The 17,465-nt window shown below is 69.8% G+C and carries 15 protein-coding genes and 2 pseudogenes; 7 read left to right on the top strand and 10 right to left on the bottom strand.

What is annotated here, in order from left to right:
• Nucleotides 1–760: 760 nt before the first annotated feature.
• The 3 genes and pseudogenes from CHF15_RS38860 to CHF15_RS38850 form a co-directional block, all read right to left on the bottom strand.
• The gene (locus CHF15_RS38860) at nt 761–1,198 is read right to left on the bottom strand and encodes an HflX-like GTP-binding protein (RefSeq protein WP_245939289.1); all 438 of its coding nucleotides are present in this window, start codon (nt 1,196–1,198) and stop codon (nt 761–763) included.
• Nucleotides 1,199–1,201: 3 nt separating this feature from the next.
• Nucleotides 1,202–1,480: pseudogene (locus tag CHF15_RS38855) on the bottom strand (hypothetical protein); the annotation flags it as partial.
• Between the two features lies 1 nt (nt 1,481).
• Nucleotides 1,482–2,198, bottom strand: a complete 717-nt coding sequence (locus CHF15_RS38850) for a hypothetical protein (RefSeq protein ID WP_089228654.1) — start codon at nt 2,196–2,198, stop codon at nt 1,482–1,484.
• Between the two features lie 648 nt (nt 2,199–2,846).
• Between CHF15_RS38850 and CHF15_RS38845 the strand changes: the two genes are divergently transcribed.
• Nucleotides 2,847–3,581 (top strand): D-Ala-D-Ala carboxypeptidase family metallohydrolase, encoded by a 735-nt coding sequence (locus CHF15_RS38845; protein WP_089228653.1) that lies wholly within the window; start codon nt 2,847–2,849, stop codon nt 3,579–3,581.
• A 213-nt stretch (nt 3,582–3,794) separates the two neighbouring features.
• Here the strand turns inward: CHF15_RS38845 and CHF15_RS38840 are convergent, their stop codons facing one another.
• The gene (locus CHF15_RS38840; protein ID WP_089228652.1) at nt 3,795–4,463 is read right to left on the bottom strand and encodes a Type 1 glutamine amidotransferase-like domain-containing protein; all 669 of its coding nucleotides are present in this window, start codon (nt 4,461–4,463) and stop codon (nt 3,795–3,797) included.
• Between the two features lie 309 nt (nt 4,464–4,772).
• Here CHF15_RS38840 and CHF15_RS38835 point away from each other — a divergent pair, with 309 nt between their 5' ends.
• The 4 genes from CHF15_RS38835 (at nt 4,773) to CHF15_RS38820 (ending at nt 10,377) form a co-directional block, all read left to right on the top strand.
• Complete coding sequence (locus tag CHF15_RS38835; protein ID WP_089228651.1) at nt 4,773–5,507, top strand: polyamine aminopropyltransferase; 735 nt, start codon at nt 4,773–4,775, stop codon at nt 5,505–5,507.
• A 542-nt stretch (nt 5,508–6,049) separates the two neighbouring features.
• Nucleotides 6,050–6,679: a PadR family transcriptional regulator gene (locus CHF15_RS38830; protein WP_089228650.1), complete on the top strand. Its 630-nt coding sequence runs from the start codon at nt 6,050–6,052 to the stop codon at nt 6,677–6,679.
• A gap of 99 nt (nt 6,680–6,778) precedes the next feature.
• Complete coding sequence (locus tag CHF15_RS38825) at nt 6,779–7,516, top strand: ABC transporter ATP-binding protein (protein WP_089228649.1); 738 nt, start codon at nt 6,779–6,781, stop codon at nt 7,514–7,516.
• Nucleotides 7,513–10,377 (top strand): FtsX-like permease family protein, encoded by a 2,865-nt coding sequence (locus CHF15_RS38820; RefSeq protein ID WP_089228648.1) that lies wholly within the window; start codon nt 7,513–7,515, stop codon nt 10,375–10,377. Before CHF15_RS38825 ends, CHF15_RS38820 begins: the two co-directional genes overlap by 4 nt.
• 260 nt (nt 10,378–10,637) lie before the next feature.
• Here CHF15_RS38820 and CHF15_RS38815 read toward each other — a convergent pair whose 3' ends face one another.
• The 4 genes from CHF15_RS38815 to CHF15_RS38800 form a co-directional block, all read right to left on the bottom strand.
• Nucleotides 10,638–11,093, bottom strand: a complete 456-nt coding sequence (locus CHF15_RS38815) for an NUDIX domain-containing protein (RefSeq protein ID WP_089228647.1) — start codon at nt 11,091–11,093, stop codon at nt 10,638–10,640.
• Nucleotides 11,094–11,371: 278 nt separating this feature from the next.
• Complete coding sequence (locus CHF15_RS38810; protein ID WP_245939302.1) at nt 11,372–11,815, bottom strand: transposase; 444 nt, start codon at nt 11,813–11,815, stop codon at nt 11,372–11,374.
• A 162-nt stretch (nt 11,816–11,977) separates the two neighbouring features.
• A complete protein-coding gene (locus CHF15_RS45290; protein ID WP_089228706.1) occupies nt 11,978–12,523 on the bottom strand; it encodes a hypothetical protein in 546 nt (181 codons plus the stop codon).
• 748 nt (nt 12,524–13,271) lie between these two features.
• Complete coding sequence (locus CHF15_RS38800; protein WP_089228646.1) at nt 13,272–13,793, bottom strand: serine hydrolase family protein; 522 nt, start codon at nt 13,791–13,793, stop codon at nt 13,272–13,274.
• Nucleotides 13,794–14,028: 235 nt separating this feature from the next.
• Here CHF15_RS38800 and CHF15_RS38795 point away from each other — a divergent pair, with 235 nt between their 5' ends.
• Nucleotides 14,029–15,417, top strand: a complete 1,389-nt coding sequence (locus CHF15_RS38795; protein ID WP_089228645.1) for a helix-turn-helix domain-containing protein — start codon at nt 14,029–14,031, stop codon at nt 15,415–15,417.
• Between the two features lie 773 nt (nt 15,418–16,190).
• Nucleotides 16,191–16,331 (top strand): annotated as a pseudogene (locus tag CHF15_RS38785) (IS5/IS1182 family transposase); the annotation flags it as partial.
• On the opposite strand, the gene CHF15_RS44570 reads toward CHF15_RS38785, so the two are convergent.
• Nucleotides 16,332–16,937: a hypothetical protein gene (locus tag CHF15_RS44570; protein ID WP_143681734.1), complete on the bottom strand. Its 606-nt coding sequence runs from the start codon at nt 16,935–16,937 to the stop codon at nt 16,332–16,334. It abuts the pseudogene before it with no gap.
• Nucleotides 16,938–17,191: 254 nt separating this feature from the next.
• On the bottom strand, nt 17,192–17,465 hold a 274-nt coding region (locus CHF15_RS38780), incomplete at its 5' end, for a zinc ribbon domain-containing protein (protein WP_143681733.1).

Below are 17,465 nucleotides of genomic sequence, written 5' to 3'. Positions count from 1 at the left end.
CGCGTTCGTCGTCGTATCCGCAATCGCCGGGCAGCAGAACCGAACCTGTCACCGCGGCCGTGAGGACTGCGGCGTCCTTTGGCAGGACCGGCGGAAGGAATGAATCGCCGAAGATCATGACATACATCCCGTTTCTCGCGTGTACATTCCGCATCCTGGACAGTTGGACATGCCCGTAAGATTCATATTTGCTCCAGCCTGACTTAACTTGCCACGTCAATTAAGACCAGAACCACTTCAATCGGGACATAAGGCAACTCGTCTTCCGCAATCGAGTCGGCACCCTGTTCAAGGTGTGCGCGAAGACGCTTCGGGCGGAGCGATGGCGTGCACCCGGTCATCGGTCGCATCGAGACGGACCAGTGGCACATCGTGCGGCAGCTCAGGCCTGAAGCTCAGGCGGTCCGAGAATGAACGAACCCGAGCGAGTCGTGGACGATCAACGGCTGCGGCCATCCTTCGTGGTTCCCATGAACGGGACGACCGTCACGGTGACTCGGACCTGCCTCACGCGGTCGCGCCAAGCACCTTGCCCCGCCGCGGGCCGCTGAGGATCAGCGCTTGGTCGCACGAACACCGGTGGTCGATCTGGGGCACAGAGCAGGTCCAGGGCCGGCCCGCTCCTCATCAAGTGCGGGACAGAGGATCTGGCGGACGTTGCCCGTGACCTGGGCCCCTGCAGCGGCCGCCGCCGCACAGGCGAAGGCGGTGATCGGCGGGGTGAACCAGGGCCTGTTTCAAGGCCGCTTCGCGTGCGCAGTCAGGGGGTGGCGAGGATGTCGGCGAGACTCACAGCGGGGCGGCCAAGCAGCTCCGTCAGCGTACGCTGCTGTCGCTCGGTCAAGGTGCCGATGAAGATCACCACGTCGGCGTTGGCCTGGTCGCAGGCCTGAGCTACCTCACGGACTTTGCCGTGGCTCAGCAGAGTCCGCGAGGAGTAGGGCTGGCTCATCTTCTGGACCCCGCCATCCGAGACGCCTCGTCGTTGCACGATCTGCACGATGACCCGAGCCCCGCGGGCTGCCAGTTCTGTCGCTGCCGAGGCCATCAGCGTTTCGAAGTTCTTCTGCTTGGCAGAGAAGTAGCCGACCAGGACAACATCAACGCCCACGCCCGTGAGGCGGAACGGCTGGCGCCCGGCCGGCCTGGATGGCGCGCGACGAGCCGGGCGCCGGTCCCGCCTTCGTGGCTGATGCATGCGTCACAGGCTAAGCGCCTGGCTACCTGCAGCGATACCGAGTTTCTCGCGGACCGAAGCTGGTGGGCAAGAGACGGCGAGCTTGTCATGTCTCGTGGCCACGGCCCGGTGGCGCTTGAGGCGGTTGATCCCGCACTCGGCCGCGTGGCGCTCGCGGTAGTCGGCCTCGTCGAACTTTTGAGGACGGCCACCGCGGGCACCGAGCTTCTTGCGGTTGCGCACCTGGTCGGCATTCCCCGGAATCGTGCGGCGGATCCCGCGTCTGCGCAGGTAATACCCGCACCTACGGCTGCCACCACCACGCCTCGAGGTCCTGGTCGTCGGCGAAATCCACGGGGACCGCGTAGGGGAACCGTTGTGCGATGGCCAGGGCGCCCGTGCGGCGGACGACGGCGCGCAAGTCCCGCACAGCCGGCATCTCCGCGAGCTCGTCGATGTCGTAGGGGCAGCCCGCGGGGCCGCCGAGGAGGGCACTGCAGCCGAACGCGTACCACAGGCCGATGAGTTCGCGGTCCTGCTCCTTCTCGGCAGCGACAGCGACCTCGCGGAGCACCTCGATCAGGGGAGTACGACGAGGCGCAGCGGTGTCGTCGGGACCGTGAAGTTCACCGACCGCGACCATGCGCCGCCACAATGCGCCTCCGGCCTCGCAGTACAGGAACGGCGGATCGACGTATCCGTCCTCAAGCCAGGACTCGTAGCCGTCGAAGTCCGGAGCGTCCTCGTCCAACGTGCGCAGAGCCGTGAACTCCGTGAGCGCGTCGAAGTACGCGGACCGCTCCCCGTAGTCGGGATGCCGGTCCACCGGGAATCGGTACGCGTACCCGCGGCGCAGCAGGATGTCCATGACGCGAAACCGCGTGAACGAGCAGTCGAAACCGCTCTCGAAGCCGTACAGGGCCGCGAACCAGTCCCGGACCCGCCGGTCACCCGCCTCAGTGTGCGCGTCCAGAACACGAACCGAGTCCGCGACCAGGTCCTCGATCATGTGCTCGGACATCAGCTTCCCCCTCTCTGCGCACCCACAACGCGTCACCACGTGCCCGCCACGATGGGTGTCGAGCCACCGTAGCCCCTCCTCGCGTACTCCACGCCGGCACCGGCACCCGTTCGCCGCAGGCCGACGGAAGACCGGGACGTCCCTGGTCACCCGGAACGCGGGCCAGGCCACAGGCGACGTGATCTGCCCCCTCACCGGGGCCACGCTCGGCCTGACAACCTCGGCCGTCCTGGGCCGGCTGTACTTGGGCAATCAGTCAGGTCAGCCCATTGACACCAACCGCGGCGGGTTCAGGCCGACGGCTCCAGTTCCGCAGCCGCCACGAGCCCGCGCCGCTCCCCTTCTCTTCGCTCACCAACCTCCACGTCGTGGCCAACTGCCCTTAACGGGCCGTGCAGAGACCCGCACCGCACCTTTGATTCGATGGGCATGGCAATGGGGCCGTCCATTGCGGCAAGCGGATGGATGTCCGCAGCTCAGGGCGTCTTCCGAATCGTGCGGGGCAAGGCCCGCACGGCGCACGGCGTGGCAACTTTGCGTTCCGCAGGCACAGTTGACGCGCGTAGCACAGGGGCGACACCCTGGGTGCGCCCGCGATTCGCGCGGGGGCGACACCCACCATTCGAGTCCGACGGTCGGGAGGCCGAAATGCTCAGACGCACGGTACGAACACTGCTCACGCTTGTCATGATCATGGCTGGTGCCATCGTCGGAGTGGGCGCCACCTCGGGAACCGCGCATGCCGACGAGTGCTACACCTGGAGCCGCACCCTCACCCAGGGCTCCTCCGGCGCCGATGTGACACAGCTGCAGATCCGCGTCGCCGGCTGGGTGACCTCGGGCGAGCGGCTGTCGTACGACGGCGTCTACGGCGCGCGGACCACCGCAGCGGTCAAGAAGTTCCAGTCCGCGTACGGCCTGCCGGCCGACGGCGTCGCAGGCTCACAGACCTTCAGCAAGATCTACGCGCTCCAGGACGCGGACTGCACGCCGGTCCACTTCGCCTACTCCGAGCTGAACAAGTGCAACTCCGACTGGTCCGGCGGTGCGGTCTCGGCTGCCACGGCCAAGGCGAACGCCCTCAAAACGATGTGGAAGCTGGAAGCGATGCGGCACGCCCTCGGTGACGTACCCATCACCATCTCCAGCGGCTTCCGCTCCTACGCCTGCAACAGCGCGGTGGGCGGCGCGTCCACCAGCCGCCACCTGTACGGCGACGCCGCCGACCTGACCGGCTCACCGAGCCTGTGCACGCTCGCCAAGCAGGCACGGGTCCACGGCTTCTCGGAGATCCTCGGTCCGGGTTATCCCGACCACAACGACCACGCCCACGTAGCCCTCGACCCGTCTCCGTACTGGTCCGCCCCCAACTGCGGGATCTGACACCCGCAACCGGCCGGTACAACCTGCCGTACCCGGCGCCCCGTCAACGAACCGCGCCACGTGGGGTGGGGGGAAAGCGCGTACTGATGCATGTCAGGACGCGCTCCTCCCCCACCCGCTTGAGGTGCGCCGCGGCGGCGGTGTGGCAGTTCCTGCCGCTGCCGGCCGTCCGCAACCTGCTGTCCTGCCCGGGGCTCCTCACCGAGCGTTGCATCACGGATGGAGCCGCCACCGGCCTTCCGAAACGACATCCACCTTGCCGTCCCTCACGCGAACGGCCGTATCGTCATCGATGAAGTAGATCGGGAAGTCCGCCCGCGCAGCGATGTCGTCAGCCCAAGCGTCGTCCCGCTCGGGAAAATCCGGCGAGTACAGGTGGGGCTTGAGATACCAGTCGAAGAGACCGAACGGCGGCTCCACGGTCGTCGCGCCGAGTACGTGGAGGTCCGTGGCATCCCCGATGACGTCGGCGGAGTGCCCGGTGAGATTCCGGCTGAAGATCATCGATCCGGCGCTCATCCCCACATAGACCCGGCTTTCCAGCGCCTCCTGGAAGCCGTCGGCCAGGTCGTTGCCCGTGATGCTGCGCGCGAGGTGGTAGTGATTGCCGCCCGCGACATAGATGACGTCGGCGTGGAGCAGCCGGTCGAGCACCATCTGCCGGGGCAGGCCGTTCAGCTCCAGGACATCGAACTCACGCCAGCCGAGTCCGTGCAGTCGGTTCATGTCCGCGACGAACCACCCGTGGTCCCCGGGCTCGGCTACTGACGCCGTGGGAACGTACACGAGGTTCGCCGATCCGAAAGGCTTTGCCAGCATGTCCCGCAGTGCATCCCGCAGTGTCTCGTTGCGCAGGCCAGCTGCCGTCAACAGAAGCTCCATCGGGCGAGCCAATCACGGCTGTCGGACGCACGCAACGAACCCGGGATCACCACCGTCATCATGTCTGGCTACTGGCAGGTTGCGGGAGCGGCAGACCCATTGCCGGCTGGATACCGACCCAAGGCGGCGATCCCGGCCACACGCTGCAGCGACACGCCACCTTCCCACAGGCCTTCACCACGGCAGCGGTTTCACCGTGCGGCATAGGCTGCGGCGTGTTCCGTTCGATGCATCACAAGAATCGTCACCGCGGCCTGGTAGCACCCGGCTGCGCAACTCACCGGCACCGGTGATGAGGAAGGTCAACCGATGAGCGCGCGTTTCGAGGAGATCGACTGGCGCCCGACGCCCATGGGCGACATCAGCCTGCGCCGTCGGAGGGACCCGGAGACCGGCGACGACGTGTACGAAGTGAAACTCGGTGACGAGTTCTTGATGTCCAGCCTCTTCACCGCAGGCGAGATCGCGCTCACCCGACTCGGCCTGGCCAAAGCGCCGGGTACCGAACTGGACGTCGCCGTGGGCGGGCTCGGCCTCGGCTACACGGCAAAGGCGGCGCTGGACGACCCGCAGGTACGGTCGCTGATCGTGGTCGAGGCACTCGCCGAGGTCATCCAATGGCATCAACGCGGCATGGTGCCCCTCGGCGCCCAGTTGGCCTCGGACCCCCGCTGCCGACTGGTCCAGGGCGACTTCTTCGCGATGGCGGGCGACCCGCACGGCCTGGACCCCCAGACACCGGGCCGTCTCTTCCACGCCATCCTGCTCGACATCGACCACTCGCCACGTCACGTACTCCACCCCCGCCACGCCGCGCTCTACCAGCCCACGGGACTGCGCGCACTCGCCGAACACCTCCACGCGGGCGGAATCTTCGCCCTGTGGTCCAACGACGCACCGGACAACGACTTCACGGCCGTACTCGCACAGGTCTTCGCGGAACCGGAAGCCCACGTCGTCGAATTCGACAACCCACTCCAATCAGGAACAGCGGCCAACACCATCTACGTGGCGAAGAAGGCAGCGGGAGCACACCTCACCTGAGGCAGGCTGCCACCAGCAATCCCTGACCTGCCTGTCCTCTCGAAGGCACGACGCAGTAGCCGACAGGCGGCGTCACGATGCGGCGTCGGCGCTGTGTCAGGTAACGCCCGCGCTGTTGATCAGGGCGCGCAGTGCCGGGCAACGCCCGCACCCCAACGCCCAAACCCGGATCCGACAGCGGCGAAGGCAGTCCTCGCCTCGCGGGGGAAGCGTGCGCACCACCACCCTGCACCAACCGCTGAAAGCCGGGCTGTACCTCCTGGCCTCGCCCACCAGGTCCGCCCTGTTCCCCGCGCCGGACCACCCACCGCACCGGCGACCCTCCCCTCCGGTCGCCCTCCACTCGGCAGGCAGCATCCCCTCCTGACCGGTCCCAGAACCTCCGCTGCCCCGCCCGGCCGCCCTGCCACCGCGTCGCCTCCTGCGAGCCCGGTCGGCCGCCAGCGGTAGCGAACAGACCCCACGGCATGCCCAATTGACCTGTCTCTCTTGATCTGCGCCAAGCATCGCCGACACGAACATACCTGGTATACATACTCGGTATGTCGATCCGTCACGGGCTGCTCGCCCTGCTTGAACACGGACCCCGGTACGGGGCTCGGCTGCGCTCAGAGCTCGAGAGCCGCACCGGCGCAACCTGGTCGCTCAACGTCGGGCAGGTCTACACGACCTTGAACCGGCTGGAGCGTGACGGGCTGGTCGTACAGGACGGGGAGGACAGCTCAGGGCACGCGCTCTACCGCATCACCGAGGAAGGGCGGTCCGAACTCGACTCCTGGTTCCGCAGCCCCGTCGACCGCAGCAACCCGCCGCGCGACGAACTCGCGATCAAACTCGCCATGGCGGTGAACGCGCCGGGGGTCGACGTACGAGACGTCATCCAGCTGCAGCGGCACCACACCCTGCGGGCGATGCAGGACTACACCCGGCTCAAGGCCGGGACCCCGGAGCCGCCGCCGGACCGGCCGGAGGAGATGGCCTGGGTGCTCGTCCTCGAACAGCTCATCTTCCAGACCGAGGCCGAGGTGCGCTGGCTCGACCACTGCGAGGCACGGCTGGTCAGGATGGCAGCCGCCGCCGGAACTCGGCAGGCGGAGGCCGGCACCCGGCAGGATCCCGCGGACGACGGCACGCCCCGGGGCCGGAGCCGCCGCGCATCGCGTTCCCGGTAGCGCCCCCGGCCGACCGCCCGGCCACACCTCCCCGGCCACCACACCCCCGTACGCCCCCACAGCCTTCCGAGGCCCGTACATCTTCCGAAGAGGACTGTCTTGTCCCCACTCACCACCGAACCCGTCCTGCGCATACGCGACCTGACACGGACACACGGCAACGGCGCCACCGAGGTGCACGCCCTGCGCGGCGTCGACCTCGACGTCCACGCGGGCGAACTCGTCGCCGTCATGGGGCCGTCCGGCTCCGGCAAATCCACGTTGCTCGCGATCGCCGGCGGTCTGGACACCCCGACGTCCGGCACTGTGACGGTCGAGGACACCGAACTCACCACCGCGAGCCGCAGAGAACTCGCGGCACTGCGCCGACGCCGCATCGGATACGTCTTCCAGGACTACAACCTCATCCCCGCCCTCACCGCCGCCGAGAACATAGCCCTCCCCCGCGAACTGGACGGCGTCCCGGTGCGCCGGGCGCGCAAGGAGGCCGTCGAGGCGCTGGGCGACGTCGGACTGGAGCACCTGGCGGATCGTTTCCCCGACGAGATGTCCGGCGGCCAGCAACAGCGCGTCGCCATCGCCAGGGCGCTCGTCGGCGAGCGCCGTCTGCTGCTCGCCGACGAGCCGACGGGCGCGCTCGACTCGGAGACCGGCGAGTCCGTGCTCGCGCTGCTGCGCAGGAGGTGCGAGGCCGGGGCCGCCGGCGTGCTGGTGACCCACGAACCGCGGCTCGCCGCCTGGGCGGACCGGATGGTCTTCCTGCGCGACGGCAGTGTCGTCGACGAGAGCCGGAGGACTCCCGTGGAGGCGCTGCTCACCGGGACGGCAGGCCGGTGACCGCCCGCTTCCACGCCTGGCGGGCGGCGCTGCGGATCGCCGGCCGGGACGCCCGGCGGGCCCCCGGCCGCACCCTGCTCGTCATCGGCATGCTCGCCCTGCCCGTGCTGGGGGCGTCGGCGGCCGATGTGACGCTGCGCAGCGCACAACTCTCCCCGGAGCAGCAACTGGAGCGCACCCTCGGACAGGCGGACGCAGAACTCGACTACCGCGGTTTCGGCCGCATCCTCCAAGAGCCGGACGCCTCGCAGGTCTACGTCGACCACACCCCCGCCGAGGGGCAGGCGGACAACACCGATGAGACGAACGGCCCACCGGCCCCGTCGTCCGCCGCGGCCGTCCTCGCGCAGGCGATGCCCCCGCACGCCCGGAAGCTCGAACGTCTCGCCGGCACGGCCGAAGTGCGGACCCGCCACGGCGCGCTCGACGCAGACGTCCTCGAACTCGCAACCGCCGACCCGATGGCCCGCGGCATCACCACGCTCAAGCAGGGCCGTCACCCGGTCCGCCGGGACGAAGTGGCCGTGACCACGCACTTCCTGACGGCGAGCGGCCTGCGGGTGGGATCACAGCTCACCGTGCGCGACCTCGACCGCTCCTACCGCATCGTCGGCACCTACGAGCGCCCCGGGGAGCTGACGGCGGACGAGGTCAACGCGCTGCCGGGCACGCTCCTTGCGCCCTACGGCCGGGCGCTCGCGGCCGCCGGCAGGACGCCGTCCGAGCCGGCGACCGAGACGTTCCTGGTGTCGGTGCCGGGCGGCTTCGGCTGGCTCATGGTGGTGGAGGCGAACACCCTGGGCGTGGCGGTCGTCTCGCGTGATGTGACGCTGCATCCGCCGGCCCGCTCCGACGTGCCGCTGTACCGGGAGCACCCGGACCTGCCCCTGCTCCGGCCGGTGTCCGCGCGGGCCACGACGGCGGTGACCGTCGTCGTCCTGGCGCTCGCGGAGGTCTGTCTGCTGGCGGGGCCCGCGTTCGCCGTCGGGGCCCAGCGCTCGCGCCGGCAGTTCGGCCTCATCGGCGCGGGCGGCGGCGAGGGCAGAGACATCAGGGCCGTCGTCCTCGCCGGAGGTCTGATCGCCGGGGCCGTCGCGGCCGCGGTGGGAACCGTCCTCGGCATCGGCCTGTCCGCGGCGCTGCGTCCGCTGTTCGAGGAGCGGAGCGGGGCGCGGTTCGGAGGTCTCGACCTTCACCCGGCGGACCTCCTCGGCATCGCGCTGCTGGCCGTGCTCGCGGGCCTCGCGGCCGCGGCCCTGCCCGCCGTCACCGCGGCCCGGCAGCCGGTCCTGGCCGCGCTCAACGGCCGCAAGGGAGTACGGCGCTCCGGACGGCGACTGACCGTCCTGGGCCTGGCCGCGTTCCTGCTGGGGACCGCGATCGCGGTGTACGGGGCAATGAAGACCGAATGGAAGGTCGTCGTCGCGGCCGGCAGCGTCATCGCCGAGATCGGCGTCGTCGCGATGACCCCGGCGTTCATGGGGATCGCCGGCCGCCTCGGGCGCCGGTGGGGCCTGTCGCCGCGCCTGGCCCTGCGGGACGCCGCGCGCAACCGCGCCCGTACCGCCCCCGCCGTGGCGGCCGTGCTCGCCGCCGTCGCCGGCACCGTGACCGTCGCGGCCTACACCGGCAGCACAGCCGCCCAGGAGCGCGAACGGTACGTGGCATCACTGCCCAATGGCGCCGTCTCCGTGGTGCTGGACGACGACCGCGGCCGCGACGCCCCCGCTGCCAGAACAGCCGTCGCCCGCAACCTGCCCGTCGGAGTCGAGGCGGACGTAGACCAGGTGTTCGCCAGCTACGCCGACTGCGACCTGAACACGATGTGCGGTTACGTGGAGGTCGTGCGGCCTCCCGCCAAGGCCTGCCCACTGGATGACACGGGTCCCTCGAACCCGCTGTCCTCGATGCCGCGTGCCGAGCTGAGGGCGCTGGCCCATGACTGGCGCTGCACATACGAGCGGGTGGGCGGGATGACGGCCCCCAGCGGTGTACTGGTCGGCGACGCGAAACTGCTGAAGGTGCTCGGCATCGACGACCCCGGGGCGGTGGCTGCCCTGGCGCACGGCCGGGCCGTCTCCCTCGACCGCCGCAACATGGACGCCCACGGCCGCGTCACCGTCCGGTTGATCTCCGGGGAGCCGCACGAGCCCTCCGACGTGGGACCGGGGAAGGAACTACCGGGCAGCAAGCTGGTCGGCTTCTCCGCCTACCAAGTTCCCGGCAGCCCGCGCCACTACGGCGTGGTCGTGGTCGTACCCCGGGCGGCGGTCAGATCGGCGCACGTCCAGACGGTGCCGCTCGGCGCGTACTTCACCACCACGCACCCGCCGACCGACGCGCAGCGGCAGAAGACGCAGCAGGCCCTCGACAACACCGGCGCCGACGTCCGCTTCCACCTGGAGGAGGGACCCCAGGACCCGGACGATGTCGTGCCGCTCGCACTGGCGATCTTCGCGGCGGTGGTCACACTCGGCGCCGCCGGGACCGCAACCGGTCTGGCACGCTCGGACGCCGAGACCGACCTCGCCACCCTCGCCGCGATCGGCGCGCCGCCCGGTACCCGCCGGCTGCTCAGCGCGTTCCAGTGCGCCGTGGTGGCCGCCACCGGCGTGGTGCTGGGTGCCGTGACCGGGATCATCCCCGCCATCGCGCTGCGTCTGGTCGACCGGCGCATCGCCGAGGCCTTCAACCAGCGGCAACTCGACGAGGGCAGTGCCGGCCGGATCATCGAGCACGTGCCGATCGTGCTGCCCTGGGGACTGCTGGCCGTCCTGCTGATCGCGGTGCCGGTGGGAGCCGCCTGCCTGGCGGCCCTGACCACCTCGTCGAGACCGACGACCACATATCGGGCCATGTGAGGCACCGCCTCCGACAGGGCCGGGGTCGCTTCGCGGGCGAACCCGGCCCACGGAGTAACCACAGCGAAAAGCCGCCCGTCCCGCGGCCTCTGCCCCGCGTTCGGCGCGGGTATCGGTGACCTCGACGCGTACCGTCCCGCCGTCCGGGGCCAGAGCGAGGCGTAAGTCAGGTCGGCGACTTGAGCCATCGGGCCACGTCACTCGTGCCAACCCCGTGTTCGTGCGGGGCGAGCATCCATGCGCTGCGCCCGACCGGGCGGTCAGCCGTGTGAGCTGCCCTGGATCAGGAGTCGGTGCGATTCCTGCAATCCCGGCGGCAGGTCGTTCGGCGATACCCACGTGGCCTCCAGGATCTCGAACGAGTCGATCTTCAGTGAGCCGCCGACGAGCTTGGCGGCGTACGCCACCTCGACGCGCAGCCTGTAGCCGCTCTTGAGGTGGACCAACTCGCCTGCCTCGACGTCAAGGCCGGTCTCCTCGCGTACCTCGCGGGCGACGGTGTCACGGAAGTCCTCGCCCGCCTTGGCATAGCCGGTAGGCAGGCCCCACGGGCGGTCTTCGGGCCACAACCGGTGGCGCAGCAGCAGCACGCGCCCCTCGCCGTCACGGACAACGCCCGTCACGCCCACCATGTATTTGCTGTTCGACAGCCACAGCACCCGCCACTGCAAGGGCCCCCGGATCATCCGCCACAGTCCAGCGATGATGCGCTTCATGCCATGCCCTTCGGGAAATGGGCCGCCCGTGCGTCCCGCGCAAGAGCCACAATCGCGCACCAGAGGGCAGCCTTACCAAACACGCTGAACGAACGAATCACGGCCGGTCGCCGGATGTGCCCCGGCCCGGCCTCGCCGATGCGCTTCATACGGGACGTCAGGTCTCCTGAATCCGGGTTGACGGCTCGTTCGATGGCGTCGCATGCGAATGCCCCGGCCGCACCGGGCCGGGGCATATCGGCGATGTCGGGGCTCACGGTCGCCCGCACGCCGGGGGCTCAGGTCGAGAAGGGGAAACCCTCTCCGGACAACCCGAGCCAGTCACCGTCCAGAACCTGCTCCTTCCACGTGTCGAACACCTTCTCGGGCACCTTGTACTTCTCGGCGACCTCTGCGCGGGTGGCATGGCCGGACGTGACGGTCAGAACGATCCGCACCTTGTCCACCGCCGACAGCTTCTCCTCGGGTTTGTCCGGCAGGTCTGCGAGCCGCAGGCACGCCGCCCCTCCCGGCTCGCCCGGACGGCCCGGTTGCCCCGGCTCGCCGGGCCGTCCGCCCTGGCCGCCTTCCCCGCCACGGGCGCAGCCCGCCAAGAGATCGGTGACGGAGTCGGTTCCGCGAGAACCGTCGGCGGCTCGGCTGCCGTCGTGGCGGGTCTGTGTGGCCGAGGCTCCTGCGGACGTGCAGGCGCCGCCAGCGGCGATCGCGGCCGCCATCACCACCAGGGCCAAAGGACGCTTCCAAACACGATGTGATTTCACTGGATTCTCCACATCCGCGGCCAGATCCGCGAGAAAGGGGTCCCGGGTCCCGCGCCGGCCTCAGGGGCCGGGACGGGACCTGGGGGTGGATGCCCGCACCTCACGGAGGGTGCGGGCCGGTGCTCAGAAGATGCTGATCCCGCCGGCACCACCGACACCGCCGGCGCCACCGGGGCCGAAGATGCTGCCGCCACCGCCTCCGGCCTTTCCGCCGTTGCCGCCATCGCCGAAGACGCTGTTCCCGCCGGAGCCTCCGTTGCCGCCGCCACCGCCGGCGCCGAAGACGCTGTCCCCGCCGGAACCCGCGCCGCCGCCGTTGCCGGCGTTGCCGAAGATGCTGCCGCCTCCGGAACCACCGTTGCCGCCCCTGCCTCCGTTGCCGAAGACGCTTTCCCCGCCCCCGCCACCGCCACCGCCGCCACCGGCGGGGCCGAAGACGCTGTCACCGCCCGCCCCACCGGACCCACCCGCCCCACCGTTGCCGAAGACGCTGCCGCCTCCGGAACCACCGGAACCACCGGAGCCGCCGGGACCGAAGACGCTGCTGCCCCCCGCGCCGCCCTCGCCGCCCTTTCCGCCGTCGGTCACCACACCTGCCGTGGCGGTGGTGCTCCTGCTCACCTCCACCGTCGCCGCCGAGGCCGGCAGGGCGATGGCTCCGGAGATCAAACCAGCCGACGCGAAGAGCACCACCGCTCGAAGCCCACGCCGCGGGGAACGAACCTGACCAGAAATCTGAGTGCTGTGAAACATGACCGAACTCCTCAGAAAGAGAATTTCAATGGGAATGCCGGATAAATGTCCGGACCAACGACGGGAACACCCGGGAGGGATTTCCTGCTGTTGGGGCCGGCCTCGTATTTCCTGTCCGTCGAGGCCTGCATCTCCATTAGGCCCGGCCACAGTGCCGGGGTCACGTTCCGACAACACGGGACTTGACGTGGGCGAAAAGAGCGTTCAAACTCCGCGCGGCGATGCGGCAGCGTCGTACCGCCCCGTCGTCACGGCGCGGGTTGCGGCAGATCTCCCTGGTCACGGGAAGCGAGGCAGGGCCCGGCCCGCAGCAGCGTGGCGACGGCGCACCGGAAAGCCCCACCGGCGAGGGGCCCGGCCGCGCTGCGGTCGGGCCCCTCGTGTTCGTCCGGCTCATTGTCCCGACAGAGGGTGTCTGCCGGCCGTGCCACCGTTCACGGTGTCGCACCGATGCCGGACGCCGATCACGTCACGACGCGTTCGAGCAGTGGGTGGGTCCTGCGTGCGCAGGCCGGCTGCCCTGTCTTCCGGCAGGGGTCCGCCGGGGACAGGCGCCCCCCGCAGGTGGAGAACGGGGGCGATACCCGGACCCCGGAGGGCATCCGTCCTCCAACCCCGGGGCCCGGCCCCGGGGTGGGACGCACCGGGCGGCGCGGCTGTACCGTCAGCGGTTGCTCGTGGTGCCGATGTCGACGATGTGGTCGTAGCGCTCCAGCAGCACGAAGAGCTTGATCTTCTGCGTCGTGTCCCCGCTGCCGAAGGTCAGCGTGACGATGACCTCATGGCCGTGCCCCACGGCGCCGTTGTCGGTCACCGTCCAGCGCGCCGGGACGTTCTGGGCACGCAGGACGCCGTCCACCCCGTTCTCCTCCTCCCAGGCCGCCAGCCGCAGGGCGAAGTCGGGCGTCAGGTAGTGCTTGCGAAGCGCCGTGGCCAGGGTGGCGTCCGGGTCCTCGTAGTCGCCCTTCGCGTCGATGTACGCGCCGTAGAAGTCGGCGACCCGGGTCATCGCTTGGCCCGGCGTGCCGCTGACCGACCGCGGCGCGACTGCGGACACCTTGGCGGGGGCAGGGGCGGACGCCTGCGCCGACGCGTTGAGCCCCAGCGGGAGAGCCACGGCGGCGACAACACCGGCGATCAAGGCGGTGCGGCGGAGGTGCTTGCGGGCGGTCGTGTTGCTTTTCATGAGTGTGCTTCCCCGATTCGATGGGTTGGGATGTGCGTCGCTGTTCGCGGGGCGGTCTCCTCGACCCAAGTGGTGCGGGGGCGGCTCCGGCGACACCACGAGCGTCGGCGGCGGCACGGGCCGGGCACAATGCACGGAGCCCCATCCGCAACGGTGGAACCGTCCCAGGCCTGTTGACCTCTCCTTATAGGGAGTGCCTGGGATGCCGTCCTGGGACGCGAGACAGGGGGAAGCGGTGCCGTCCGAGGACGAGGTGGAGGAATTCGCGGCGCTGCTGCGGCATCTGAAGGCCCGCACCGACCGCAGTTACGCGGCACTCGCGCGCCGCCTGAACATGAACGCCTCCACGCTGCACCGGTACTGCGCGGGGGACGCCGTGCCGCTCGGCTTCGCACCCGTCGAACGGTTCGCCGCGATGTGCCAGGCCAGTGCCGCCGAACGGACCGAGCTGCACCGGCGGTGGGTCCTGGCAGTGGCGGCACGGCAACGGGCGCGCACGGCAACCAAATCCGTGCCGCAAGACGCCGGAACCCGCCCGGACGACAACCAAAGCCCCTCGGCCGGCGAGGCGGACCAGCCCGCCCCAACGGCAGCCGCCGACCCTGTGCCCGCGGCGGCGTCCGGTCCCCCGCCCGGCCCCCGGCAGACCCCCGCACAGAGCCTTGCCGACTCGCCGCACGACCAAGACCCAGCGTCGCTCCCCGCCTCGCGACAGCCCCGGCGCAGGCGCCGCACGGCGGTCACCGCAGCTGTCGTGACCGCGCTGATCGCCACCCTGGGCAGCCTGGCCGCCCTGCCGTCCGGGCTCTCCTGGACCACCGGTGACAACCGAGCGTCCGATACGGCGACCGCGAAGACCGCGGGCGCCCGGCACAACTCCACGACACCGTCGCTACCCGCCTCCGCCACGCGCCGCCGACCGCCCGGCACGCCCTCGCCGAAGACACCCGCCGCGGGCAACCCATCGCCGGGCCCGTCCATGAACTCCTCCGCCACGGGCGTCCCCGCCGCCCCGCCCCTCACCTGGACCGCGAACTCCCAGCTCTGGGAACTCGGTTGCCAGCACGACTACGTCATCGACAAGACACCCCAGCAGGTGCCGCCACCCCCGGCCCCACAGGACGCCGCCCCATGGGCGCGTACGCAAGGCGCGGTGCACGGCGGCCACACACTCGTGGGCATCTCCGTACAGGGGCGCACCGAAGCAGCCGTCGTCCTGGAAGCGCTGCGGGTCCGCGTCGTGGGACGGGCCGCCCCGGTGAAGGGCACCGTCTACTCCACGGCCCAGGGCTGCGGCAGCGACATCAACCCCCGCTCGTTCACCGTGAATCTGGACATGAACCGACCGATCGCCCACCCGACCCAGGGCAGTGAGCACGCGACAAGCACCCCGGCACTGCGCATGCCCTACCGGGTGTCCTCAAAAGACCCCGAGGTACTGCTGGTCGACGCCCGAACGGCACACTGCGACTGCCGCTGGTACCTGGAACTCGACTGGTCCTCACAAGGCCGCACCGGCACCGAACGCATCGACGACCACGGACTCGCATTCCGCACCAGCAGCATCAAGGGCCTGCCGCGCTACTGGTACGCACGCGACGGCTGGACCCCCCTCACGAACTGAGCAGAACCGACCACACACGCCCCCGCCCCGAACCAAAGCCACGACGCCATCCAGCACAGGGCAATCGACGCCGAACGCCGCCAAGGCCAGCAGACTGGGCGTTGCCCCCGCCTGCCGTAGCGGGCCAGTACGAAAGCGTGCTCCGGGAGGTCGCGATGAGCTCCCGCGACCGCAGCCCAGCGCCGTGCCGAGATTGCGCGGCAACAAGCCTGCCCGCCGGCCGGCTCACCAACTGCTCGGCCGTGACGGTCAAGCCGAACCTGACCAGGTGGTAAATGCGCTGCTGCTCCGCCGCAACCGCACTCAACCGGTCCCGCTGACCACCGGTGAAGGTCGCCGGAACCAGATGGCGAGTGGAAGAAGCCTTACAAAGCGAGAAGGGGCCGGCCTCGACGAGCACCGCGCCCGCCGCTACCCCTCCTGGATCCGCCGGGTCACCCTTGCGATGCTCACCTACGCCTTCATGAGCGCGGTCCGCGCCGACGCACACGCCGGCGCCCGGACAGAACGACCTGATCCCGCTGTCCTGCGACGAGATCGTGCGCCTGTTCATCACGCTCGTCGTCCAGCCGATCCACGACGCAGCCCATGGGATCGGCAGGTCCGATAGGCGACGCCGCCACCTGGCGATCTGTGTCTGGAGTACTAGCCAGCCGCCGCTACCCCCGATCAGGAACGCCGGCTTCTCCCCCGCCATTGGGCGTTCCACCCTTCTCGTACGCCCTCTTTCCCATGCCGGCAAGGGTGACGGGACCGGGTTCAGAGGTGGATATCGTAACGTGGTCGAGCGATGCTTCGCCCGCCTCAAGCAGTTCCGCTCGATCGCCACACGCTTCGACAAACTCGCCGACCGCTACCGTGCCGGAGTCGTCCTGGCCTCCCTGATCCTCTGGCTCCGGGAACCAGCCGGGTGATTATCCGCTGAACCGGCCTGATCGGGTGCAGTTGGCCAGGTGTGCCCGGCACTCGCCAAGGACCTGCGCCACGGTCCCATGATCGTTCCCGGTCACTGGTTCGAGGAGTTCTCCAGCACTCACAAGGGCTTCCCAAAATTTTGCAGGCCGCCCCCGGGTGGGACGTGGACCGCTGCGCGCAAGTGAGCAGAACACGCGTACCAACTCGCCTACGACTAACCAGCGCGAGAGGCCCAGCGCGCGACCGCTTGCTACGCCACCCATGGCACCAATCGCGGTCCGCAGATGTTCCGCGATCAGCAGCTCGCGTTCGTCGAACTGCCTGGCAACGTCGAACACACCATGCATCTCCATAAGTTCGCCGTACAGCTCCTCCTCGCCTGGGTGCAACTCACCCTGCACCCGCTCTGGATCACTATGGAGACGGCGCAGCAACTCCGATTCTGGGATACCCAGCGCCTGCCCGACGGCCAGCACTGCGTCCCACCACCACCGCGTCCGCGCGGCAAGTTCGCTGCAGACCGCGGCCGGCGTTGCCCCCGCCCGCAGTCGTTCCCTAGCCGCCACGCTCAAGGCCTCGATGACATCGGTTCCGCCGCTCGACATTGCGCCACCCCCTCTGGCCCGCCAAGCCGACCGCCCGACCTGGTGGCAGTCATTCTTCCGCGCGGACCGGGAAAGGATTGAACCAGGGCAGCGAGAATTGTCAGACAGGGCCTAGCACCGAGGGTGGGGGTAGGAATCCGGGATGCCGAGCCATGTGATCAGGAACCACGTCAACTTGACCCGGCCCTGAGGGACCGGGCTTGCAGGTAGGTACACGACTGGGTGTCGTGTGCTCTCCCGCATCTGAGCCCCTGCTAGGCAGGGGCTGGGACGCGTGACGCACGCCCCGCAGTCCACGCAGCCTCGCCCTTACGGGCGATGTTGCGGGAAGCATTCAGGTCAGCGTGCGCAACGACGCCGCACGACCTGCACTCGAACCGGGCCTGTGAGGCCCGGTTCTTCTTGTCTGTGTACTGGCACTGTGAGCACTGCTGGCTGGTGTACGCGGGATCCACGTACACCAGGGGCACGCCGTGCCGGCGTGCCTTGTACTCCAGAAACTGCCCGAGCTGGGCGAACGCCCAGGAG

This window comes from Actinacidiphila glaucinigra (assembly GCF_900188405.1).
Classification (GTDB): Bacteria; Actinomycetota; Actinomycetes; order Streptomycetales; family Streptomycetaceae; genus Actinacidiphila; species Actinacidiphila glaucinigra.
The sequence above is the reverse complement of the archived record's forward strand: the minus strand, read 5'-3'. Positions and strand labels throughout refer to the sequence as shown.